Here is a 23,045-nt window from a genome sequence, read left to right as displayed (position 1 = left end):
CGATCCGCGGATTCTTCGCCGACCCTCACCTCGCTTACATCACCGCCTAAGTCGCCTTACTAACGCTCGGCTTAGTAATTCAAAATTAAGTCGTGTTCAGTCGTGCGGCACTTCCTGTTCGATCTGGTCGAGCCAGGTTCGCGCCGACATATCCGACGGAGCGCGCCAGTCCCCGCGCGGTGACAACGAACCACCGTGAGAAACCTTGGGCCCGTTGGGCAATGCCGAGCGTTTGAATTGGCTGAACGAATAGAACCGCTGGACGAAAACCTGCAGCCAATGCCGGATCTCCGCCAGCGAAAAAGACGGCCGCTTCTCCTCCGGGAAGCCGGGCGGCCAAGTGCCGCGCTCGGGGTCACTCCACGCATGCCAGGCCAGGAACGCGATTTTCGACGGCCGGAATCCGTAGCGCAGCACACAGAACAGTGAAAAGTCTTGCAGCACGTAAGGCCCAACCGTGGCCTCGCTGCTCTGAATCTCTTCGTCTTCACCGGTGGGCACGAGTTCGGGGGTGATTTCGGTGTCCAGGACGGATTGCAGGGTCGCGCAGACCTCGTCGTCGAACTGGCCCGACGAGATGACCCACCGGATCAGGTGCTGGATCAGCGTCTTGGGAACCCCGCCATTGACGTTGTAGTGCGACATTTGGTCGCCGACACCGTATGTCGACCAACCCAGCGCCAACTCCGACAGGTCGCCGGTACCGAGCACGATGCCGCCGCGTTGGTTGGCCAGCCGGAACAGGTAGTCGGTTCGCAGCCCCGCCTGGATGTTCTCGAAGGTGACGTCATAGATTTTCTCTCCCCGGGAGAACGGGTGACCGATGTTGGCCAACATCAGCTCGGCGGTGTCGCGGATGTCGATCTCCTCGAACGTGACGCCCAGCGCGCGTGACAACCGGATCGCATTGTTCTTAGTGCGATCGCCGGTGGCGAAACCGGGCAGCGTGAACGCCAGAATGTCACTGCGAGAACGCCCTTCGCGGTCCATCGCACGGGCGGCGACGATCAGCGCGTGTGTGGAGTCCAGACCACCCGACACACCGATGACCACCTTCGGGTAGTTCAGTGCCCGCAGCCGCTGCTCGAGGCCGGACACCTGGATGTTGTAGGCCTCGTAGCAATCCTGTTGCAGCCGTTGCGGATCGGCCGGCACGAACGGGAAACGTTCGACGGTCCGTCGCAGCCCGATGTCGTCGGACGGCGGGTCGAGCCGGAACTCGATGCGCCGGAACGATTCCGCCAACGCCCGGTGGTGGCGCCGGTTGTCGTCGAAGGTGCCCATCCGCAGCCGCTCCGACCGAAGCAACTCGGTGTCGACATCGGCGACGCTGCGGCGCACTCCCTTGGGGAAGCGTTCGGATTGCGCGAGCAGCACCCCGTTCTCCCAGATCATCGTCTGGCCGTCCCAGGCCAGATCGGTCGTCGACTCACCCTCCCCCGCGGCGGCATAGACGTAGGCGGCCAGACACCGCGCCGACGCCGAGCGGGCGAGCAGGCGGCGGTCCTCGGCGCGACCGATCGTGATCGGGCTGCCGGACAGGTTCGCCAGCACGGTCGCGCCCGCCAGCGCCGCCTCGGCGCTGGGCGGCACCGGCACGAACATGTCCTCGCAGATTTCGACGTGCAGCACGAAGCCGGGCAGGTCCGACGCGGCGAACAGCAGGTCCGGGCCGAATGGTGTCTGGGTATCACCGATCCGGAGGGTGCCGTACTCGCCATCTCCCGGCGCGACCTGGCGTCGTTCGTAGAACTCTCGGTAGGTGGGCAAATACGACTTCGGGGACACACCGAGCACGGCGCCGCGGTGGATGACCACCGCGGTGTTGTAGATGCGGTGCCGGCGCCGCAGCGGCGCACCGACCACCAGAACCGGCAATAGCTCGGTGGACGCGGCGACGACGTCGAGCACCGCGACCTCGACCGCGTCGAGCAGGGCATCCTGCAGCAACACGTCCTCGATGGAATAGCCCGACAACGTCAGCTCGGGAAAGACCGCCAGCGCCACGCCGTCGTCGTGGCAGGCGCGCGCCAGCTCCAACACCGAGGCGGCATTGGACGCCGGGTCGCCAATCGTGGTGTGGTGCGTGCAAGCGGCGACGCGCACGAACCCGTGCTCATAGGCGGAATAGAAGCTCATTGCCCACTATTGTCGCGTCCCGAGTGTCAAGATCGGGTGACGGGTGGTCAACGAATACCTACGCTCGGTTGGCGTGAAACCCCCCCAATCCCCTGAACTCGTCGCGGTGCTGGGCCGTCGCCGGATCGCGGCGCTGACGGGAGCATGCCCCCACACGCGATCAGGCTGACGCACTGCTGGTGGCAGGCTCATCGCTCACCGTGTTCTCCGGCTACCGGTTCATGCGTCACGCCGCAGCGCAGGGCCTCCCGATCGCGATCGTCAACCGGGGACCTACCCGCGGCGACGACCTGGCCCCCGTCAAGGTCGACGGCGGGTGCTCGGAGACGCTGACGTTGCTCGTCTCGGAGCTAGCAGGAGCTCCGGGTGTTCACACCGACAAATTGAACAGGCCCGTGTTGGTGCCTTCCGAGTTGAAGAAGCCGGTATTGGCGTCGCCCGAGTTGAAGCCGCCCATGTTGTTGTCACCCGAGTTAAAGCTGCCGTTGTTGTCGGAGCCGGAGTTCCCGAAGCCCACGTTGTGGTCGCCCGCGTTGCTGCCGCCAATGTCGTAGGAACCGGCGTTCCCGTAACCGAGGTTGTAGCTGCCCCCGTTGCCGGCGCCTGTATTGGCGGAGCCCGCGTTCCAGAAGCCCATGTTCATGTTGCCCGCATTCGAGAAGCCGAAGTTACCGTTGCCCGAGTTGAAGAAGCCCACGTTGTTGTCGCCGGAGTTAAAAAAGCCGATGTTGTTGTTGCCCGAGTTCCCCAAGCCGATGTTCCCGGCGCCCGAGTTCAGCTCGCCGATGCCCACGATGTTGTCGCCCGTGAGCCCAAAGCCGATGTTGTTGTTGCCATGATTCCCAAAGCCGACGTTAAAGCTACCGGTGTTCCCGAAGCCCACGTTGAAGGAGCCGTCATTTCCGTAACCCAGGTTGAACGAGCCCAAATTTCCGCCACCGAGATTAGCATCTCCGTTGTTCCCGTTGCCGGCCAGGTTGGGGCCGACATTTCCGATGCCGATGTTTACGTCGCCAATGTTTCCGAAGCCGAAGTTTCCGTTGCCGTTGTTTCCGCTGCCACTGTTGATAATACCGGTATTGCCGTCGCCAACATTTAGGTAGCCGTTGTTTCCGCCGCCCGTGTTCGCGTGGCCGGAATTTCCGCCACCCACATTCGAGCTGCCGGTATTTCCGCCGCCGTAGTTGCCATTGCCGTCGTTTCCACCGCCAATGTTGCTGGTTCCGATGTTTCCAAGCCCCAAGTTCCCGGCACCGCTGTTCCCGAAACCGATGTTGATGGCCGGGATACTGATCGCAGGCACGGCGGGCAAATGCACGTCCGGCAGCGGCAGGCTAGCCGCAGCCACGGCGACCACGGCCGGGATGACCCCGCCAAAGAAACCGGACTGCCCGGTGCCCGCGCCGAAGCCACCCGAACTATCGGTGCCTGAGTTTGCCACGCCCGAGTCATTGATGCCCGTATTGGCGACGCCCGTATTACCGCTGCCCATATTGGCGAGGCCCACGTTGTTGCTGCCCGAGTTGAAGAGGCCGACCAGGCCGGAGCCAGCCGAGTTATGGAATCCCGAGACACCGGACGACGTGTTGGTGTTCTGGAAGCCGGAGGTATCGGTGCCTGAGTTGAAGAAACCCGAGATGTCGGTACCCGCATTGCCGAACCCCGAGTTCGGGCCGGTCTGCGTGGCCGAGCTGCCGATGCCGGTATTCAGGTCGCCCGAGTTGAAAAGGCCCGTGTTGGTGTTGCCCGCGTCGAAGAAGCCCGTGTTCACCGAGCCCGAATTGAAGCCGCCGGTGTTTGTCGAGCCCGAGTTGTAGCCGCCGGTGTTAAACGAACCCGAGTTTCCGAAGCCGACGTTGTGGCTGCCGCCGTTTGCGAAGCCGAGGTTGTAGCTGCCGCCGTTTACGAAACCGAAGTTGTAGCTACCCCCGTTTCCGAAGCCGGTGTTGACGGAGCCCGCGTTCCAGAAGCCCGTGTTGATGTTGCCCGAATTCGACGAGCCGAAGTTACCGTCGCCCGAGTTAAAGAAGCCCACATTGCTGTTGCCGGAGTTAAAGAAGCCGATGTTGTTGTTGCCCGAGTTACCGAAGCCGATGTTCCCGGTGCCCGAGTTCAACCCGCCAATGCCCACCATGTTGTCGCCCGCGAGCCCAAAGCCGACGTTATTGTTGCCGTGATTCCCAAAGCCGAGGTTGAAATCACCGGTGTTGCCGAAACCCTCGTTAAAGTTACCGGTATTTCCGAAACCCAAGTTGTAGTCACCCAAATTTCCGAAACCCGAGTTAAGAGTGCCGGTGTCCCCGCCGCCAAAATTGGAGAAGCCGACGCTTCCGAAGCCGGCCATGAACGATCCGTTGGCTCCGAAGCCAATGTTTCCGTCGCCGTTGTGGTTTCCGCTGCCAAAGTTGAGGTTGCCGATGTTCCCGTTGCCGAAGTTTATGTAGCCAGAATTTCCGTTGCCCACGTTGAAAAAGCCGAAGTTGCCGCTGCCCAGGTTGGCCCGCCCAGAGTTTCCACCGCCCAGGTTCGCAGTGCCAAGGTTTCCGCCGCCGAAGTTAAACCCGCCGTTGTTGCCGATGCCCAGGCTCCCGCCGCCGTTGTTCCCCAAGGCGGAGTCGATCGCCAGGCCTATCGCCTTTGCGGCCCCGGACACGCCAGCCACGATGGTCGTGTTTGCGGCGCCCATCGGCGCCGCGGCGCCCAGGCCTGCCCGGCCCGGCAGGCTCCGCAGCGCCTGCTGCCACGGTGACAGCTGCGCGGCCACCGCCGACGCCCCGCCGTGATAGGCCGCCATCGCGGCCGCATCCTGGGCCCACATTTCCGCATATACGCCCTCGGTCGCCGCGATCGCCGAAGCGTGCAACCCCAACAGATTCGACCTCACCAGCGACACCAACTGCGTGCGGTTGGCCGCCACCACCAGCGGATGCACCATCGCCGCGCGCGCCGTCTCATAGACCGAAGCCGCAGCTCTGGCCTGGGCCGCGGCACGCGACGCCTGGGAAGCTGCGGCGTTGAGCCAACTCGCATATGAGCTGGCCGCAGAAACCATCGCCGCCGACGCCGAACCCTGCCATGACGAGCCCGCCAACCCTGAAACCACCGACGAAAACCCGGCAGCCGCCGAACTCAGCTCATCGACCAACCCAGCCCAAGACTGCGCGGCGGCCAACAACGGCGCCGGACCCGGACCCGCATAAATCCGCCCCGAAAGGATCTCTGGCGCCAGAAATGAAAAATTCATCCTGCTCGTCCCACACCACACGCGCCCTCAGCCGGTCGCTCAAGGAACCTCGACGACAAAAACTGTATGGGCAACCGCCGCCGACTATCGAAGTTTTCAACAATCCCATTTGCCGGAAACGTCGGCGTCGGACCTGCTGCCCGCCGCCCGGAGCAGATCAGGGAGACTCCCAGGTAGTGGACCTATTTTGGCGGTCGCGGCCCAGGGCTCGCTAATCGATCAGAACGTGCAGGGCATGCTGCGGATGGCATGAATGAAGTTGCCCGGTACGTACGCCGGATCGCCCGCCTGAATATCGGGCACCTGCCGGAGCAGCTCGCCGAAGATGGCGCGCAGTTGCGCCCTGGCCACATGAGCTCCAAGGCAGAAGTGCACTCCGCCACCGCCGAAGCCGACATGCGGGTTGGGACTGCGGCTGAGATCGAAACGCTCCGGATGATCGAACGCCTCGGTGTCCCAGTTGCCGGAGGGATAGAACATCACAACCTTCTCACCCGCCAAGATGGTCTGCCCACCGAGCTCGAAATCCGTTGCGGCCGTGCGACGGAAGGTCATCACCGGCGAGGCCCATCGGATGAACTCCTCGACCGCGGCGCCGATGCGGTTCTCGAAATCCTCGCGCAGCCATGCCCTCTGGTCGGGGAAGTCGGTGAGCGCTTTGATCGCGTGGCTGGTGGTCTGACGGGTGGTGTCGTTGGCGGCCACAGACAGCAAAACGAAGAACGCGGCCACGTCGGCGTCGGCCAGCCGGTCGCCGTCCACCTCGGCGTTGACCAGGCCGCTGAACAAGTCGTCGCCGGGGTGTTCGCGACGCTGGGCGGCCAGCGCGCTGGCAACTTGATGAAGGTATATCTGGTTCTCGACCAAGACCTGCAGCGGGTTGCGACCGTCGAGGTAGACAGGGTCGGCCCAGGACACCAGCGCATCGGCAGCGTGCGCCACGTGCGCACGCTCGGATTCCGGAATCCCCACCATGTCCGACAGCGTTCGGATGGGCAGTTCCTTGGCGCAATGGTCAACGAAATCGACGCCGCTGCCGGCGGTCCGCAGCTCCTCGACGATGCTCCTGGCGTTCGCCTTGATCGAGTCCTCGATGCGGCGGACCTGCCTCGGCGTGAACGCGGCGCTGACCAGCTTGCGGAGCTTGGTGTGTCGCGGCGGGTCCATTGCCAGAAAGGACTGCGACGCCTCGAGTAGCTCCACGGGGACGTTCTCGAAAATCACCCCCTTGCCGGACAGGAACACCTCATTGGCGCGGCTGACCGTGACGATGTCGGCACGCCGGGTGACCGCCCAGTAACCGGGATCGTCGGGATCGGGCATCAGGGCGTCTTCGACCGGGGGATGCCAGCTCACCGGCCGTTCGGTACGCAGCACGGCGAACGAGCGTTCCCGCACGGCAGCGGTGCCCGACCAGAACGCTCGCGAGGACAGATCGATCGCGTCGTAGGCGCGGGAAGTGGCAGAGATAACCGTCATTGGGATCCTCCAGGAGAGGTGCAGCCGACCATGACCATATTCCTAGACAGAGTGTCTAGTCAATATGTCGAACCATTGGTTATGCTTTGCAAATGCCGTCGGTCACCCGGAAGCCGCAGGCGAACCGCCAGCAGCGGCGAAAGCAGATGGAGCGCCGGCTGCTGGACGCCACGGAACGGCTGATGGGCGACGGCACCAGCTTCACCGAGCTCAGCGTGGATCGGCTGTCGAGCGAGGCCGGTATCTCACGGGCCAGCTTCTATATCTACTTCCAGGACAAGGGCCACCTCCTTCGCAACCTCGCCGGCCAGGTGTTCGGCGAACTCGCCACCGGCGCCGAACGCTGGTGGGGGATGGCCTGGCGGCAGAATCCAGACGACGTCCGCGCCGCGATGCACGGCCTCATCGCCAGCTATCGGCGTCATCAACCGGTGCTCGTCGCCCTGAACGAAATGGCGGCCTACGACCCGGAGACGGCGCACACCTATCGCGACTTGCTGACCGGCATCTCGCAGCGAATGACCCGCGTCATTGAGAACGGGCAGGCCGACGGCTCGATCCGCCGTGAGCTGCCGGCGGCCAGCACTGCAAGTGCGCTCACCTGGATGGTCGAGCGGGCATGCCAACAGAACCTTCCGGCCAGGCCGCGCGACTACGATGCGGAGCTGGCTACCACGCTTACCGAGATCGTTTGGGGTGCACTGTATCTGAAGCCAACCTCGACGCCCTGACCGGGACCAGGTCGTCGGCGTGCACCGCGGGCCGGCGCAGCTCGCCGGGCAGCTCGGAGGTGGACCGGCCCATCATGGCGGCCAGTTCCGTCGCGTCGTAGGCGACCACGCCACGGGCCACCGTGGTCGCGTCGGGTCCACGAAGTTCGACCACGTCACCGGCGAAAAACTTACCCGACACCGCGGTGATGCCCGCCGGCAGCAACGACCGGCGTTGCCGCACGACGGCACGAACGGCACCCGCGTCGAGCGTCAGCCAACCCGCGGACTCGGCGGCATATCGCACCCAGAACCGGCGCGCCGACATCCGTTCGGGCCGAGCGGCAAACACGGTGCCCACCGAGGCGTCGGTGAGCGCGGTCGCCGCGTCTGCCGCGGGAGCCAGCAGCACCGGCACCCCGGCGTCGGCGGCCAGCAACGCCGAGGACACCTTGGAGGCCATCCCGCCGGTACCCAGGTGACTGCTTCGCCCGGCGACAACGCCGTCGAGATCCGCGAGCCCGGACACTTCGGGGATAAACCGGGCCCCCTGGTGTTTTCGCGGGTCGGCATCGTAAAGCCCGTCGATGTCGGACAGCAGCACCAGCGCCTCGGCGCCCACCAGATGAGCCACCAGTGCCGACAGCCGATCGTTGTCGCCAAACCGGATTTCGTTGGTAGCCACCGTGTCGTTCTCGTTGACGATCGCCACCGCATGCAGCGCCCGCAGCCGGTCCAGGGTGCGCTGAGCGTTGGTGTGCTGGACCCGCATCGAGATGTCGTGGGCGGTCAGCAGCACCTGCCCCACCGTGCGCCCGTACCGGGCGAACGCGGTGCTCCACGAGTTCACCAGCGCTACCTGCCCGACGCTGGCGGCGGCCTGTTTGGTCGCCAGATCTCTTGGCCGACGCGATAATCCGAGCGGCTCGAGGCCGGCGGCGATCGCGCCCGATGACACGATGACGACGTCGGTGCCCGCCTTCATCCGCGCCTCGATCGCGTCGGCGAGCTCGGCCAGCCGGCTCGCATCGAACATCCCCGACGGCGTGGTGAGCGCCGTCGTCCCGACCTTGACGACGAGGCTGCGAGCGGCCCGGATGACTTCCCGGTGCGCGCCGGCCTTCATTTCTCACCGCGTTCGCGTCGCTGCCGGCGGGCCGCCTTGCGTTCGGCGGCGCCGACCCGCTCGCTGCGCTCCAGGCGCGCATCGGTGCCCCGGCCCGACATCGCGACGTGACCGCCCGCGGGAGTTTGCGGCTCCCAGTCGAACGTCATGTCACCGATCGTCACCGCGCACCCGGGCTGGGCGCCCAGCCGCAGCAGCTCGTCCTCGACACCCAGGCGCGCCAGACGGTCCGCGAGATAGCCGACCGCCTCGTCGTTGTCGAAGTCGGTCTGGCCGATCCAGCGCTCGGGCCGGGCACCGGTCACCACGAAGCCGCCGCGGCCGTCGGGCTGCACGTCGAAACCACGGTCGTCGATGGGCACCGGGCGAATGACCGGCCGTCGCGGCACCACTTGTGGCCGTGCGGCGTGGTATTGCGCAACCATTTGCCACAGCCCGAAGATCAACGGCTGCAGGTTCTCCCGGGTGACTGTGGACACCAGGAACACCGGCCAGCCACGTTGGGCGATCTCGTCGCGAACGAACTCGGCCAGCTCCCGGCCCTCGGGAACGTCGATCTTGTTGAGCACCACCGCCCTGGGCCGCTCGGTGAGATCGTCGAGCACCGCGTCGCCTCTCAGCGTGGGTGTGTAGGCCGCGAGTTCGGCTTCCAGCGCGTCGATGTCAGAGATCGGGTCGCGGCCCGGCTCGTTGGTCGCGCAGTCCACGACATGCACCAGCACCGCGCAGCGCTCGATGTGCCGCAGGAAGTCCAGGCCCAGGCCGCGGCCCTGGGCGGCGCCCGGGATCAAGCCGGGCACGTCGGCGACGGTGTAGGCGTGTTCGCCCGCCGCGACCACGCCGAGATTGGGCACCAGGGTGGTAAACGGGTAGTCGGCGATCTTGGGTTTGGCCGCCGAAATGACCGACACCAGCGACGACTTTCCGGCCGACGGGAAGCCGATCAGCCCGACGTCGGCGACGGTCTTGAGTTCCAGGGTGAGCTCGCGGGACTGCCCGGGTTCGCCGAGCAGGGCGAACCCCGGGGCTTTGCGGGCACGCGAGGCCAGCGCGGCGTTGCCCAATCCGCCGCGGCCACCGGCGGCGGCCGCAAAGCGGGTGCCGTCGCCGACCAGATCCGCCAGCAGCCGCCCGGTTTCGTCCAGCACGACCGTGCCGTCGGGCACCTTGACCTCCAGATCGGCGCCCGCGGCACCGTCGCGGTTGCTGCCCATCCCCGGTTTGCCCGACGGCGCGCTGATGTGTGGATGGAAATGGAAGTCCAGCAGGGTGTGCACCTGCGGATCTACCACAAACACGATGCTGCCGCCGCGACCGCCGTTGCCGCCGTCGGGACCGCCCAACGGCTTGAATTTCTCCCGATGAACCGAGGCACAGCCGTTGCCACCCGAGCCCGCCCGCACGTGAACGACCACCCGATCCACGAACCGGGGCATCGGTTACCAACCCTCCGAATGTGACGTGAGGGCGAAACAAAGCCCGCGATACCGCCCTGTCGTTACGCTCGCGAAGCGCTTAGGGCTGCGGCACGATGCTGACGGTCTTGCGCCCACGCTTGATGCCGAACTCGACTGCCCCGCCCGCCTTGGCGAATAACGTGTCATCCCCGCCACGGCCGACGTTGACGCCGGGATGGATTTTGGTGCCACGTTGACGAATCAGGATCTCGCCGGCCTTGACGACCTGGCCGCCGAACCGCTTGACACCCAGCCGCTGTGCCGCCGAATCCCGACCGTTGCGCGAGCTGGAAGCGCCCTTCTTGTGTGCCATTGATGTCGCCTCCGCTATTTGATGCCGGTGACTTTCAGGACCGTCAGCTGCTGACGGTGGCCCTGCCGCTTGTGGTAGCCGGTCTTGTTCTTGAACTTGTGGATCCGGATCTTGGGACCCTTGACGTGCTCGAGGACCTCGCCGATCACCGCGACCTTGGCCAGGGCGTTGGCATCGGTGGTGACGGTGGCACCGTCGACGACCAAGGCGACCGGCAGCGACACCTTCGCACCGGGGTCGGATTCGAGCTTTTCGACCTTGACCACGTCGCCGACGGCAACCTTGTATTGCTTGCCGCCGGTCTTGACGATTGCGTAGGTCGCCATCGTGGGTGCACCTCTGCTCGTTGTCGTGCTTACTCTTGCGGGCACGCGTCACCGGTGGCTTACGCGTGCGGGTCTGGTTCGCGATTCGGCACACAGCGCCACCGCAGGCGCGATTGGACCGGATCGCCGTCGTAGGCTGGCAGCCTGGCGACAACTGACCCAGGCTACGTGACCAGCGGCTAGAGGGTCAAACCGGCGCAGCGGTTGGGGCGTTCAGTCCACATGGATCGGCGGACCGGCCGGCCTGCCCGCCGCCCGTCGCCGGCGCGAACGTTCCGGCAACGAGGCCGCCTCGACGGGTCCGGATGGGCCGTCGGGACTGTCGGCGGGCTCGGAACCGGTGACCTCGTCGTCGGTGTCGGAATCATCGACGTCGAGCTCGTCATCGAGGTCGTCATCACCGAGGTCGTCGTCGTCGAGCTCGTCGTCATCGAGCTCCTCGTCGTCGAGTTCTTCGTCCTCGTCGGTGTCCTCGTCGGTATCTTCGTCGGTGTCCTCGAAGTCTTCGATGTCGTCGGGCTCGCCGGCATCATCGGTGTCTTCGAGGTCATCGATGCCGTTGGACACCGCCACCGCAGTGTCCTCGTCGATCGCGGCCGCGAGTTCCTCACCGGACTCCTCGGGTTCCCCGTCCCCACGGCCCGGTCCCAGGGACGAGCCGGCGGCCATCGCTTTGAACATCGGATGCTCGCCGGGGGCGTGAGCGGGGACCTTGGCCACGATCCCCTTCTCACCGGGCTCCTCGGCGCGGCTCTTCTTCGAACGCCTGTTTCGCCGGCCTCCGGATTCCGACTTTCGCCCGGTCGCCGGCGCCGCATCCACCGGATCGGCATGCAGCAGGATCCCGCGACCGCTGCACTGGGGACACGACGACGAGAAGGCCTCGATCAGGCCGGTTCCCAAGCGTTTGCGGGTCAGCTGGACCAAGCCCAGTGAGGTCACCTCGGACACCTGGTGACGGGTGCGGTCGCGGGCCAGCGCCTCGGTCAGCCGGCGCAGCACCAGATCGCGGTTGGATTCCAGCACCATGTCGATGAAGTCGATGACCACGATGCCGCCGATGTCCCGCAGCCGCAGCTGGCGCACGATCTCCTCGGCCGCCTCCAGGTTGTTCTTGGTGACGGTCTGCTCGAGATTGCCCCCGGAGCCGGTGAATTTGCCCGTGTTGACGTCGATCACCGTCATGGCCTCGGTCCGGTCGATCACCAGTGTCCCGCCCGACGGCAGCCACACCTTGCGGTCCATCGCCTTGGTGAGCTGCTCGTCGATACGATGCACCGCAAAGACATCTGGGCGAGTCTGACCCTCAGCGAGCTCAGCCGGCTCGTACTTGGTCAATTTCGAAACCAGATCGGGCGCAACGGAATTCACGTAGTCGTTGATCGTGGTCCACGCCTCGTCGCCGGAAACGATGAGCCCAGCGAAATCCTCGTTGAACAAGTCGCGGATGACTTTGACCAGCACATCCGGTTCTTCGTAGAGCGCCACCGCAGCGCCGGCCGCCTTCTGCTTGATCTCGGCGGCCTTGGCTTCGATCTGTTGCCAGCGCTCCTGCAACCGGGTGACGTCGGCGCGGATGTCGCCCTCTTTGACCCCCTCGGACGCGGTGCGGATGATCACTCCCGCGTCGGACGGCACCACCTCGCGCAAGATCTCTTTGAGCCGCTGGCGTTCGGTGTCGGGCAGCTTGCGGCTGATCCCGGTCGACGACGCGCCCGGCACGTAGACCAGGTAGCGGCCGGCCAACGACACCTGCGTGGTCAGCCGTGCCCCCTTGTGGCCCACCGGGTCCTTGCTGACCTGGACGACGACATAGTCGCCGGGTTTGAGGGCCTGTTCGATCTTGCGGTCGGACCCGTTAAGGCCTGCTGCGTCCCAGTTGACTTCACCGGCGTAGAGCACACCGTTGCGGCCGCGACCGATGTCGACGAAGGCCGCCTCCATCGACGGCAACACATTCTGCACGATGCCCAGGTAGATATTGCCCACCAGGGAAGCCGAAGCAGCAGACGTCACGAAGTGCTCGACGACAATGCCGTCTTCCAGCACCGCGATCTGGGTGTAGCGCGTGCCCGGGTGTGGCGGCTCGGTGCGGACCCGGTCACGCACCACCATGACCCGCTCGACGGCCTCACGTCTGGCCAGGAATTCGGCCTCGGTCAGTACCGGTGGGCGGCGCCGCCCGGCGTCGCGGCCGTCCCGGCGGCGCTGCCGTTTGGCTTCCAGCCGGGTCGAGCCGTCGATGCCCTTGATCTCGTTGCCGCCGGACTCGTCGTCTCCGGAGCCGCCGTTGCGCGGCGCGCGTTCGTGCACGACGGTGTTGGGCGGATCGTCGGGCGCCGGGCCCTCGTCGCCGTCCTCTCCGGAACCCGGCTTGCGCCGTCTGCGGCGCCGGCGGCGACGGCTGGCGCCCTCTGCCGAACCGTTGTCCTCGTCGCCGGCGTCGGTATCGGTGTCTGTTTCGTCGGAGTCCGCTGAATCGTCACCCTCGGAGTCGTCGGAACCGTCATCACCGGCTTCGCCGGGGCTGTCGGATCCGCCCTGCTCACCGCGTCCCCTACCGCGGCCACGACGGCCACGCCGGCGCCGCCGACCGCTCGGCCGGTCGATCTGCTCCTGCTCGTCATCGTCGTCGGAATCGTCGGCCGCCTCATCATCGGTGCCGTCGTCCGCATCGGTCGCCTCGGGAATCGGCTGCGGCGCGACGAACAGCGGCAGGTAATGTGGCCGCTCCACCCACGTCTCGACGACCTGCACCGTTTCCTGCGTTTCCAGCAGCAGTCGGGATTCGGGTTCCGGGGCCGCCTCGGATTCGTCCGGTGCAGCAGCCGCCCCGGCGACCCCGGGTGCTGCGTTTTCTTCTGCGTTGGCTTCGTTGGCTTCGTTGGCGGGTTCTGTGGCTTCGTTGGCGGGCGTTTCGGCCAGCAGGTCGCGCACCCGGACCGCGTCGACCCGGTCCACGCTGGAATGTGCGCTGCGGATTCGACCGTCCAGCGCGTTGAGCGCATCGAGCACCCGCCTGCTGCTGGTCCCGAGCGTTCGCGCCAGCGAATGGACTCTCAGGCGGTCCGGCAGTTCCTCACGCTGTGTCGGCTCTTTTGGGTCTGAAGATGGGGCACCGTCTACCACGTATTCTCCTCAAGCCCCCGGGCGCGTCGTTTCGACGCGGCCACGCGAGGGCTGCGCTATGTGCCCGGGTCACTTCTCCCGGGCTTGTGATGGTCTTGCTCCGAGCCGCTCGGGCGAGCACACTCGGCGCCGTGCTGAATGACGGCTTGACACGCCGCGTCCCATCGGATGGCGATGGTCGCGCTTGCCGAAGTCTTCATTCGGGTGTTCGACGCCGGCCCGGCGACGTTCACCCGCAGTCAGTATCCCATATCACCGGGCAGGATCACCCTCGTCTGAGCCGCCACACCCATGAATCCGGCTCACCGGCCGGTGTCCAGGCGCTAGCCGCCGGGAAACCAGAGCGCGATCTCGCGCTGCGCCGACTCGGCCGAATCGGAGCCGTGCACCAGGTTGAACTGGGTTTCCAAGGCGAAGTCGCCGCGGATGGTGCCGGGCGTGGCCATGTCCACCGGGTCGGTGCCGCCGGCGAGCTGGCGAAACGCCGCGACCGCTCGCGGCCCCTCCACGATGGCCGCCACCACCGGCCCCGACGTGATGAACTCGAGCAACGACCCGAAGAACGGCTTGCCTTCGTGTTCGGCATAATGACGGCCGGCCAGCTCGTCGGTGACGTTCCGGAGCTCCAGCGCCGCGATGGTCAGGCCTTTGCGCTCGATGCGGCCGATGATCTCGCCGATCAGTCCGCGTTGCACACCGTCAGGCTTGATCAGTACGAGGGTCCGTTCAGTCACGGTGGCTAACAGTAGATGGCCAACGCTGAACGCGCACGGCAGGCCCGGCTCAGCCCGGCGGCGACGCTCCTCCTCGCTCCCGCCGCCGGACCTCGGCCCGGAAGTAGGCGATCAGCACCCATACCCCGGTGAACAGCACGCCGATGAAGCCGACCCCCGGGTACACGGCGAACCCGGCCAGCAGCACCAGCTGGACGCCGAGGTTCACCCAGATCGCCCACGGTCTGCGCTGCAGCCCGGCAAGCAGGATCAATGCCGCGGCCAGCCCGGTCAGATACCCCAGCGATGCCGGACTCAGCCCGCCGCCCACCGCGCCCACCACGGGTACGGCCAGCAGCACCACGATCGCCTCGAGAAGCAGTGTCGCGGCCATGACCGCAGCGAAGCTCTTCCACGGGTCGGCCGGTGGTGTGGGCGCTGCCGGTTGCTCGGTCATTCCGGGTCACGACCAAACAGGGTGCGGGCAGCCCCGGCGGTGACAACCGAGCCGGTGATGACAATCCCCGTGCCGGACAACGCGTCGCCCGGGTCAGCTGCCGCCTCGTCGACCAGCGCGGTCGCCGTGTCGATGGCATCGCTGAGGTTCGCGGCGGTGAGCACCCGATCGGGCCCGAACCGCTCCCGGGCAGCCGCGGCCAGCGACTCGACATCCAGCGCGCGCGGCGACCCGTTGTGGGTCACCACAACCGAGTCGAATACCGGCTCCACGGCTTGCAGAATGCCGTCGACGTCCTTGTCGGCCAGCACGCTGACCACCCCGACCAACGTCCGGAAGTCGAACTCGCCGGCCAGCGTCCGGGCCAGCGCAGCCGCCCCGGCGGGATTGTGGGCGGCGTCGATGAACACGGTAGGTGCGCTGCGCATCCGTTCCAGCCGGCCCGGGCTGGTGGCCGCGGCGAATCCCGCCCGGACCGCCTCGACGTCGAGCTGGCGCTGGGCGCCCGCGCCGAAGAAGGCCTCGACGGCGGCCAGCGCCACCACCGCGTTGTGCGCCTGGTGTTCACCGTGCAGCGGCAGGTAGATGTCGGAGTACACCCCGCCCAGGCCTTGCAGTTGCAGCACCTGGCCGCCGACGGCGACCTGCCGGTCCAGCACGGCGAACTCCGAATCCTCCCGGGCGACCGCGGCGTCGGCGCGGACCGCCTGGCCCAGCAGCACCTCCATGGCCTCCGGGCGCTGACGCGCGATGACCGCGACCGTGTCCGGCGAGCCCTCGGCGGCTCGGCGGATAATGCCCGCCTTCTCCCCTGCGATGCCGGCGATGTCGTTCCCGAGGTAGTCGACATGGTCCTTGCTGATCGGGGTGATCACCGCCACCGGCGCACTGATCACGTTGGTGGCGTCCCATCGTCCACCCATACCCACCTCGATCACCGCGACGTCGACGGGCGCGTCGGCGAACGCGGCGAACGCCATCGCGGTGAGCACCTCGAACTTGCTCAGGCGCGGGCCCTCTTCTCCTAACAAGCCATTCTGCGACTGCTCGTCGATCATCTGCACGAACGGCTCGATTTCCCGGTACGTCGCCACGTACTGCGCCGGGCTGATCGGCTTTCCGTCGATCGAGATCCGTTCCACCACCGACTGCAGGTGCGGGCTGGTGGTGCGGCCGGTGCGTTGCTGCAAAGCGGTGACCAACGCGTCGACCATCCGCGCCACCGACGTCTTGCCGTTGGTGCCGGCGATGTGAATCGAGGGATAGCTGAGTTGCGGCGAACCCAGCAGATCCAGCAGCGCGCTGATCCTTGTCAGGCTCGGCTCGATGCGAGTCTCCGGCCAGCGCTGGTCCAGCAGGTGCTCGACCTGCAGCAGGGAAGCGATCTCGTCGGGCGTGGGAGCCATGCCGGTGGATGGCCGGTCTGTCGACTCGAAACTCATTGCAGCGCAGCTAACCTGGCCGTGATGCGGTCGGTTTCCTCTTGCGCCAGCCGCTGCCGGTCGCGGATCTTGCCGACAACGGCTTCGGGCGCCTTGGCCAGAAAATCCGTGTTCGCCAATTTGGCGCCGGTTGCTGCCAGCTCCTTTTGCGCCGCGGCCAATTCCTTTTCCAGCCGGCGGCGCTCAGCGGCCACGTCGATCGTGCCGGAGGTGTCGAGTTCGACGACGACCATTGCCCGGCTCAGCCGAACCTCCAATGACACCGACGGGCAGAAATCCGGACGAGCGGCGGTGAGCCATGCCAGCGATGTCACGGCGGCAACCTGAGTGTTGAGGTCCGACTCGTCGATACCGGCCAACCGGGCCGGCACCTTTTGCCGGTCGGCCAGACCCTGATCGCCGCGGAATCGCCGGACCTCGGTCACCAGCTTTTGCATATCGCTGATGCGCTGCGCGGCAATGGGATCCAGAGTGATCCCGGAGGGCTGCGGCCAGTCGGCGACCACCAGTGACTCTTCCCGGGTCTCCCCATCCATCAGGGCCTGCCAGAGCGCCTCGGTGATGAACGGGATCACCGGGTGCAGCAGCCGAAGCAGCGTGTCCAACGCCGCAGCCAGTACCGCTGTGGTATGCGAGAGTCCTTCGGCCAGTTGGGTTTTTGCCAGTTCGACATACCAGTCGCAGAACTCGTCCCAGGCGAAGTGATACAACGCCTCGCAGGCGCGGCTGAACTCGTAGCCGTCGAATGCCGAATCGACTTCGGCTCGAACCTCTTCCAATCGTCCCAGGATCCAGCGGTCGGCATCGGTCAGCTCGGCCGGCGCCGGTAAGGGCGCCAGCACGGCGCCGTTGAGCAGTGCGTAGCGGGTCGCGTTGAACAGCTTGGTGGTGAAGTTGCGCGATGCGCGGACGGCGTCCTCGCCGATCGCTAAGTCGCCACCGGGGCTGGCTCCGCGGGCCAGCGTGAACCGCAACGCATCGGCACCGAACGTGTCCATCCACTCCAGCGGGTCGATGACGTTGCCCTTGGACTTACTCATCTTGCGGCCGAACTCGTCACGAATCAGCCCGTGCAGGAAAACGTCGGTGAACGGCACTTGAGGGCCGCGACGGCCGTTGAGCGTAATGGCGTCGTCGGCGCCGACGAAGGTGCCGAACATCATCATCCGCGCCACCCAGAAGAACAAGATGTCGTAACCCGTGACCAGAACGCTTGTCGGATAGAACTTTTCCAACTCCGGCGTCTTTTCGGGCCAGCCCAGCGTGGAGAACGGCCACAGCGCGGAGGAGAACCAGGTGTCCAGCACGTCGGGGTCCTGCGCCCAGCCCTCCGGCGGTGTCTCGTCCGGGCCCACACACACCTTTTCGCCGTCGGGCCCGTACCAGATCGGGATGCGATGACCCCACCACAGCTGTCGCGAGATGCACCAGTCGTGCATGTCGTCGACCCAGGCGAACCAGCGCGGTTCCAGGCTGGCGGGGTGAATCACGGTGTCGCCGTTACGCACCGCGTCACCGGCGGCCTTGGCCAACGATTCCACCCGGACCCACCACTGCAACGACAGCCGCGGTTCGATCGGCTCCCCGCTGCGCTCGGAATGTCCCACGCTGTGCAGGTAGGGGCGTTTCTCCTCGACGACGCGGCCTTGGGCGGCAAGTGCCTCGCGCACCGCGATCCGCGCTTCGAATCGGTCCATGCCGTCGAATTGTGTTCCGGTGTCGGCAATTCGGCCCCTAGCATCCATGATCGAGGGCATCGGCAGGCTGTGTCGCATCCCGATCTCGAAGTCGTTCGGGTCGTGAGCGGGCGTGACTTTGACCGCGCCGGTGCCGAATTCGGGGTCCACATGCTCGTCGGCAACGATGATCAGCTGCCGGTCGACAAAGGGGTGCGGCAGGCTGGTGCCGACCAGGTGGCGGTAGCGATCGTCGTCGGGGTGGACCGCGATGGCGGTGTCGCCGAGCATCGTCTCCACCCGCGTAGTGGCGACCACGATGTGCGGTTGCGAGTCGTCCAGCGAGCCGTACCGGAACGACACCAGCTCGCCTTCGACGTCGAGGTAGTTGACCTCCAGGTCCGAGATCGCCGTCTGAAGTACCGGCGACCAGTTGACCAACCGCTCGGCCTGGTAGATCAGCCCGGCATCGTAGAGCCTCTTGAAGATCGTCCGCACCGCCCGGGACAGGCCCTCGTCCATGGTGAACCGGTCGCGGCTCCAGTCCACCCCGTCACCCAGCCGGCGCATCTGGCCACCGATCGCCCCGCCCGACTCCCGCTTCCAGTCCCAGACCTTTTCGACGAACAACTCACGGCCGAAGTCCTCTTTGGTCTTGCCGTCGACCGCCAGCTGCTTTTCCACCACGCTCTGGGTGGCGATACCGGCATGGTCGGTGCCCGGCTGCCACAGCACCTCGTAGCCCTGCATCCGTTTTCGGCGGGTCAGGGCGTCCATCATGGTGTGTTCCAGGGCGTGGCCCATATGCAGGCTGCCGGTCACATTTGGCGGCGGCAGCACGATCGAGTAGGCGGGCTTGCTGCTGGTGGGGTCCGCGATGAAGTAACCGGCATCCAGCCACTTCTGGTAGATGGCACCCTCCATCGCACCCGGGTCCCACGACTTGGGCAGCTGGTCGGCGTCGAAGCGGGCGCGCGCGGTCACCGGTCAATTCTAGGAACCGCCGCGTGGCGGCGTGTAGGCGCCTAAAACCGCAGGTGAACAGCTGTCAGGGAGCCAATCAAGGAATCGTGAGCACCTGGCCGGGATGGATCAGGTCGGGATTGGGAATCGCGTTGGCGTCGACCAGCGCCTGGTATTTGTTCCCGTCACCGTAGAAGCGTTCGGCGATGCCCCACAAGGTGTCGCCGGAGACCACCGTGTACGTGTTGGGAGCGGGCTCAGCCGGCTCGTCGGCGACCGCCGGTGCGATGGGCTCCGGCGCCGCTGCCCCGACGGGCTGCGCCGCCTGCGCCGCACCGGTCACCTCCGGGACGCCAACAGATTTCTGCAGGTCGGCCGGCGGCGTGTCGGTCTGTGTCCCGGTGGCCCAGGCCGGGCCGTCGGGCGCGTAGAGCACCAGGTTGCGGTCATCCTGAAGCACCAGCCTGACGCTCTTCCGACCCATGGTGTCGCTGTGCCAGACCGGTCGCTCCGGCGTGTAGAGGACGAAGTTGCCATCGGTCTGCAGCTCGGCATGCACCACGTCCTGGCCGTCGGTCGCCGTGGCCCATACCGGCGTGCCGTCGGCGGCGAGCACCAGGTTGCCGTCTTCTTGCAGGGTCAAGGTGTAGGCCCCGTTGTTGGAGACCAAGGATTCCCCTCGCTGCAGCCGCTGTCCTTCACCGAGCGTGTCTGACATGCTGTGCCTTTCGTTATCCGGTCCGGCCGACGGATTGCGCCGGGTTACTTTTTGCCGCCGAGGAGCCCGCCGATGATGTCCCCCAGCGCGCGGCCTCTGCCACCCAGCAGGTTGCCGAGGGACGTTTCATCAATGCCGCCCCCGAGGATCCCGCCGAGCAGCTGAGCCAGGCCGCCACCGGCGCCTGTTTCCTCGTGCTGGACAGCCGAACCCTGCAGTGCGCCGCCCGGCCGGAGCTGATTTCCCAGGTATGCCAACACGATCGGGAGCACCAGCGGCAACAACCGCTGCAGAAGTTCTCTCCTTCCGGCCCCACCACTGGCCAGCGCCGATGCCACGCGGTCGCTGTCATTACCGGCGAATAGCGTGGCGACGGCCTCTTCGGCCTCTTCGGCCTCTTCGGCCTCTTCCTCGCGGCGCCGGTCAACCTGGTCGAGCGCCCCGCCCGCGTCGAGCAGACCACGCGCGGCGTGGCTGCTGGCGGCCGACTCGATCCGGCCGGCGTGTTCGGGATCCTGCGAATGCCGGTGCAATCCGGTAAGCAGCACCGGTACCAGCGTGTGGACCGCCGCGTCCACCTCGGTTTCGTCGGCGCCGAGCTTGCGCGCGATGTCAGACGTAGGAATCTGGGTGTAGAGATCATCAAGACCGGGCATTGGTGCGGGCTGCCTTCGGGGTCGGATATCAAGCCACCTCCCTTCTGACCCTAGACGTACGCCGTCACCGGGTCAGGCCAGTCGCTCGGTGTGCAACGACACACCGGCGGCCGGGAAGCGAGCCAGCAGTGCGTCACCCATCGCGGCGGCCGGAGTCAGCACACCGTGCAGATCCGAGAGCTTGTCGCGATCGAATGCCAGCGCCAGACCGCACTCCCCCAGCAACACCGACGTCGCCTTGTAGCCGGGATCGCCGTCCTGCTTCATGCGTGCCACATATCGGGCGCCCGAGGTTGTGGTGGTGTAGGTCTCGATCCGGTAGTAGCCACGCTCGCGAGCCGCCGCGCTTGGGCCGGTGCCCGGCTTGGGCACCATCCGCCGCACCAGCCCTTGCGGTAGCAGCCGGAAATATCGGCTGCCCAATCCGGTCGTCACGTTGCCGACCCCGCTGATCATCGCCGACGCCAGCGGCGCCAGCAGCGATGATCCCAGGCTCATGTGCTCGCTGTACCGGAACCGCCTGCCGTAGGCCCACTCCAACAGCGCGTTGCTGCGGCGCACGATCCTGGTATTGGTCGGCGCCATCATGAACCCGGCCATCCACAGTCCGCGCAGCTCGGGAGCAAGCTGACTACCGCGCCGCCATGGCAGATCGGGCTGCGGGCCGAGTTCGGGCTCGGCGGCGCGGTCGGTGCTCAGTGTGTACGGGTCGGCGAAGGACCGACGCAGGTCGGGGTCGGCGGAGACGGCACGCAGAATTTCCAGCAGCGACGCGATGGTGCCGCCGGACAGCCCGCCGGCGAGGGACCGGACGACGAAGTGGGTGTCGCCCAGTTCCCCGGTGCCGTCATCGTGCGCGGCGCGGTACAGGGCGTACACGCTGAGATCTGACGGGATCGAGTCGAAACCGCAGGCATGCACGATCCGGGCACCGGCGTCGGCGGCCTGCTTGTGGTGCTGATCGATGCTGTCACGGACAAACGGTGGCTCACCGGTCAGGTCGGCGTAATCGGTGCCGGCGGCGGCGCACGCGGCCACCAATGGCAGCCCGTAGCGCATATAGGGCCCGACCGTGGTGACGACGACTCGCGTGCGTGCGGCCATGTGCTCGAGAGTCGCGGGCGACCCGGCGTCGGCGTCGACGACTGACCAGGACTGCGCGGGTTCTCCCAACGTGTCACGAACGGCGAGCAATCGCTCGGTAGACCTACCGGCCAGCGCGATTCGCGCGTCTCCGCCGGCTCGAGCCAGGTATTCGGCGGTCAGCTTGCCGACAAAACCCGTGGCTCCGTAGAGGATGATGTCGAATTCACGCGGCGCTGCGGTCACTGGCCAGACGCTACCCGCGGTGCGCGGCCCGGCGGGCATGCGACCCCGAATACGACGGGTGCCGGGCCCGAAGGCCCGGCACCCGGTGTTCGGCTATATCGCCTGGCGGTGTGGTCAGCCGCGACGACCGCAGACCGGCCAGGCGCCGATCCCCTGCGAATGCAGTACGTTCTCGGCCACGCGGATCTGTTCCTCACGGCTGGCGCTGGCCGCCGAGCCTGAACCGCCGTTGGCATGCCAGGTGCCGGAGGTGAACTGCAGGCCGCCGGAGTAGCCGTTACCGGTGTTGATGGCCCAGTTGCCACCCGACTCACACTGCGCGATCGCGTCCCAGTTCACGCTGTAGGCCTTGGGAGCCGGCGGCGGAGGCGGGACGTCCGGGGCCGGCGGTGGCGCCATGTTCGGGTCGAAGTCCCCGGGTTCCGGGGCCGGCGGTGCGGCGTCCGGAGCCGGCGCCTCCGGCATGTCGACAGGCGCGATCACAGCGTCGACGGCCGCAGGCGGGGGCACGTTCGGGTCGAAACCCACGAGCTCAGGGGCCGGTGCGTCGTCCGGGGCGCCCGGAGCAAAGGCATCCGGAGCCGGAGGCACGTTCGGGTCGAAGCCCACCGCATCGGGGCCGGGCGCCGCGTTCGGGTCAAGGCCCTCGTCCGCAGCGGCGGTACCGGACGGCACGGTCACGAGCGCCCCCGTGATCGCGGCAACGATGAGCGTCTTACGGACGTTCTTCAACATTGTTCCTTTCGCGGTGCGCACGCCAAAGCGAGCCAGCCCACGGCGGTGGGTTGGATGCGATGTCCAGGTGGAATTGCTGCTTTGGGACGTGCCGTCTCGTTTCGGCACGACAGCGGAGGGCCCGAGTTGCCCGTCGGGGTTCTTCCCGACCGCTGCGACGGCTGTGCTAGATCTGTGCCGCCTTCAGCTCCGCTCACACGCGGGATCCGTGGATTCAATTGTGTTTAACTACTGATGCCCGATTTCGGGCTAAACGCACCGTACGATAACGATTTGGATTCGTCACCCCGGTCGAACTGATATTTCGGTTCTATAACGAGCGGATCACGACGCGGTCGCACAATGGTCCCCGCAGGTCAAGCGCCTGTTTATAGCTGCGACCCGATCCTCGGGCCTCTGGGGCCACGGTGAGCCGAATCACGCGTATTTTGTG

17 protein-coding genes and 1 pseudogene are annotated in these 23,045 nt (G+C 66.4%); 2 read left to right on the top strand and 16 right to left on the bottom strand.

Annotated elements, in window-relative coordinates; genetic code table 11:
* Positions 1 to 96 precede the first annotated feature (96 nt).
* The gene (locus AWC07_RS19980) at positions 97 to 2,139 is read right to left on the bottom strand and encodes an NAD(+) synthase (protein WP_036415067.1); all 2,043 of its coding nucleotides are present in this window, start codon (positions 2,137 to 2,139) and stop codon (positions 97 to 99) included.
* Between the two features lie 158 nt (positions 2,140 to 2,297).
* On the opposite strand from AWC07_RS19980, the pseudogene AWC07_RS19975 reads away from it, so the two are divergent.
* Positions 2,298 to 2,501 (top strand): annotated as a pseudogene (locus tag AWC07_RS19975) (NAD-dependent deacetylase); the annotation flags it as partial.
* Positions 2,502 to 2,509: 8 nt separating this feature from the next.
* On the opposite strand, the gene AWC07_RS19970 reads toward AWC07_RS19975, so the two are convergent.
* Entirely contained in the window at positions 2,510 to 5,383 is a 2,874-nt protein-coding gene (locus AWC07_RS19970; RefSeq protein ID WP_085105200.1) for a PPE family protein, read from the bottom strand.
* A gap of 219 nt (positions 5,384 to 5,602) precedes the next feature.
* Positions 5,603 to 6,862 (bottom strand): cytochrome P450, encoded by a 1,260-nt coding sequence (locus tag AWC07_RS19965; RefSeq protein ID WP_036416094.1) that lies wholly within the window; start codon positions 6,860 to 6,862, stop codon positions 5,603 to 5,605.
* Between the two features lie 92 nt (positions 6,863 to 6,954).
* Here AWC07_RS19965 and AWC07_RS19960 point away from each other — a divergent pair, with 92 nt between their 5' ends.
* On the top strand, positions 6,955 to 7,593 hold the full coding sequence (locus AWC07_RS19960; RefSeq protein ID WP_036416096.1) for a TetR/AcrR family transcriptional regulator: 639 nt from the start codon (positions 6,955 to 6,957) through the stop codon (positions 7,591 to 7,593).
* On the opposite strand, the gene proB is transcribed toward AWC07_RS19960, so the two are convergent.
* From proB to AWC07_RS19895, 13 genes are all read right to left on the bottom strand, one after another.
* Positions 7,541 to 8,698: a glutamate 5-kinase gene (gene proB / locus AWC07_RS19955; RefSeq protein WP_051508111.1), complete on the bottom strand. Its 1,158-nt coding sequence runs from the start codon at positions 8,696 to 8,698 to the stop codon at positions 7,541 to 7,543. The two genes, AWC07_RS19960 and proB, sit on opposite strands and share 53 nt — an antisense overlap.
* On the bottom strand, positions 8,695 to 10,134 hold the full coding sequence (gene obgE, locus AWC07_RS19950) for a GTPase ObgE (protein ID WP_085105199.1): 1,440 nt from the start codon (positions 10,132 to 10,134) through the stop codon (positions 8,695 to 8,697). The genes proB and obgE overlap by 4 nt, the downstream gene beginning before the upstream one ends.
* A 79-nt stretch (positions 10,135 to 10,213) precedes the next feature.
* Entirely contained in the window at positions 10,214 to 10,468 is a 255-nt protein-coding gene (gene rpmA, locus AWC07_RS19945; RefSeq protein WP_036409687.1) for a 50S ribosomal protein L27, read from the bottom strand.
* Positions 10,469 to 10,482: 14 nt separating this feature from the next.
* Positions 10,483 to 10,794, bottom strand: a complete 312-nt coding sequence (rplU, locus tag AWC07_RS19940) for a 50S ribosomal protein L21 (protein ID WP_036409685.1) — start codon at positions 10,792 to 10,794, stop codon at positions 10,483 to 10,485.
* A 213-nt stretch (positions 10,795 to 11,007) separates the two neighbouring features.
* A complete protein-coding gene (gene rne, locus AWC07_RS19935; RefSeq protein ID WP_085105198.1) occupies positions 11,008 to 13,923 on the bottom strand; it encodes a ribonuclease E in 2,916 nt (971 codons plus the stop codon).
* A 323-nt stretch (positions 13,924 to 14,246) separates the two neighbouring features.
* A complete protein-coding gene (ndk, locus tag AWC07_RS19930) occupies positions 14,247 to 14,657 on the bottom strand; it encodes a nucleoside-diphosphate kinase (RefSeq protein ID WP_036417381.1) in 411 nt (136 codons plus the stop codon).
* Positions 14,658 to 14,706: 49 nt separating this feature from the next.
* Positions 14,707 to 15,093: a DUF4233 domain-containing protein gene (locus tag AWC07_RS19925; protein ID WP_036417382.1), complete on the bottom strand. Its 387-nt coding sequence runs from the start codon at positions 15,091 to 15,093 to the stop codon at positions 14,707 to 14,709.
* Positions 15,090 to 16,535, bottom strand: coding sequence for a bifunctional tetrahydrofolate synthase/dihydrofolate synthase (folC, locus tag AWC07_RS19920; protein ID WP_036417383.1), 1,446 nt, complete (start codon positions 16,533 to 16,535; stop codon positions 15,090 to 15,092). Before folC ends, AWC07_RS19925 begins: the two co-directional genes overlap by 4 nt.
* Positions 16,532 to 19,195, bottom strand: coding sequence for a valine--tRNA ligase (locus AWC07_RS19915; RefSeq protein WP_036417385.1), 2,664 nt, complete (start codon positions 19,193 to 19,195; stop codon positions 16,532 to 16,534). Before AWC07_RS19915 ends, folC begins: the two co-directional genes overlap by 4 nt.
* Before the next feature lie 76 nt (positions 19,196 to 19,271).
* Positions 19,272 to 19,892: a LysM peptidoglycan-binding domain-containing protein gene (locus AWC07_RS19910; protein ID WP_036417387.1), complete on the bottom strand. Its 621-nt coding sequence runs from the start codon at positions 19,890 to 19,892 to the stop codon at positions 19,272 to 19,274.
* Positions 19,893 to 19,936: 44 nt separating this feature from the next.
* Positions 19,937 to 20,548: a DUF937 domain-containing protein gene (locus tag AWC07_RS19905; protein ID WP_036417389.1), complete on the bottom strand. Its 612-nt coding sequence runs from the start codon at positions 20,546 to 20,548 to the stop codon at positions 19,937 to 19,939.
* Positions 20,549 to 20,620: 72 nt separating this feature from the next.
* Positions 20,621 to 21,877 carry a saccharopine dehydrogenase family protein gene (locus AWC07_RS19900; RefSeq protein ID WP_036417395.1) on the bottom strand — a complete coding sequence of 419 codons (1,257 nt, stop codon included), beginning with the start codon at positions 21,875 to 21,877 and terminating at the stop codon, positions 20,621 to 20,623.
* Positions 21,878 to 21,991: 114 nt separating this feature from the next.
* Entirely contained in the window at positions 21,992 to 22,609 is a 618-nt protein-coding gene (locus tag AWC07_RS19895) for a transglycosylase family protein (RefSeq protein ID WP_036417397.1), read from the bottom strand.
* Between the last annotated feature and the right edge of the window lie 436 nt (positions 22,610 to 23,045).

Origin of the sequence: Mycobacterium gastri, from assembly GCF_002102175.1 — a bacterium.
GTDB lineage: Bacteria > Actinomycetota > Actinomycetes > Mycobacteriales > Mycobacteriaceae > Mycobacterium > Mycobacterium gastri.
Note: the sequence above shows the minus strand (reverse complement) of the source record. Positions and strands in the feature narration are given on the sequence as shown.

What these genes read in the sequence shown, in the direction of transcription:
- AWC07_RS19980 (WP_036415067.1), bottom strand. Translation starts at nt 2,139, where the DNA reads ATGAGCTTCTATTCCGCCTATGAGCACGGGTTCGTGCGCGTCGCCGCT.
- AWC07_RS19970 (WP_085105200.1), bottom strand. Translation starts at nt 5,383, where the DNA reads ATGAATTTTTCATTTCTGGCGCCAGAGATCCTTTCGGGGCGGATTTAT.
- AWC07_RS19965 (WP_036416094.1), bottom strand. Translation starts at nt 6,862, where the DNA reads ATGACGGTTATCTCTGCCACTTCCCGCGCCTACGACGCGATCGATCTG.
- AWC07_RS19960 (WP_036416096.1), top strand. Translation starts at nt 6,955, where the DNA reads ATGCCGTCGGTCACCCGGAAGCCGCAGGCGAACCGCCAGCAGCGGCGA.
- proB (WP_051508111.1), bottom strand. Translation starts at nt 8,698, where the DNA reads ATGAAGGCCGGCGCGCACCGGGAAGTCATCCGGGCCGCTCGCAGCCTC.
- obgE (WP_085105199.1), bottom strand. Translation starts at nt 10,134, where the DNA reads ATGCCCCGGTTCGTGGATCGGGTGGTCGTTCACGTGCGGGCGGGCTCG.
- rpmA (WP_036409687.1), bottom strand. Translation starts at nt 10,468, where the DNA reads ATGGCACACAAGAAGGGCGCTTCCAGCTCGCGCAACGGTCGGGATTCG.
- rplU (WP_036409685.1), bottom strand. Translation starts at nt 10,794, where the DNA reads ATGGCGACCTACGCAATCGTCAAGACCGGCGGCAAGCAATACAAGGTT.
- AWC07_RS19925 (WP_036417382.1), bottom strand. Translation starts at nt 15,093, where the DNA reads ATGACCGAGCAACCGGCAGCGCCCACACCACCGGCCGACCCGTGGAAG.
- folC (WP_036417383.1), bottom strand. Translation starts at nt 16,535, where the DNA reads ATGAGTTTCGAGTCGACAGACCGGCCATCCACCGGCATGGCTCCCACG.
- AWC07_RS19910 (WP_036417387.1), bottom strand. Translation starts at nt 19,892, where the DNA reads ATGTCAGACACGCTCGGTGAAGGACAGCGGCTGCAGCGAGGGGAATCC.
- AWC07_RS19905 (WP_036417389.1), bottom strand. Translation starts at nt 20,548, where the DNA reads ATGCCCGGTCTTGATGATCTCTACACCCAGATTCCTACGTCTGACATC.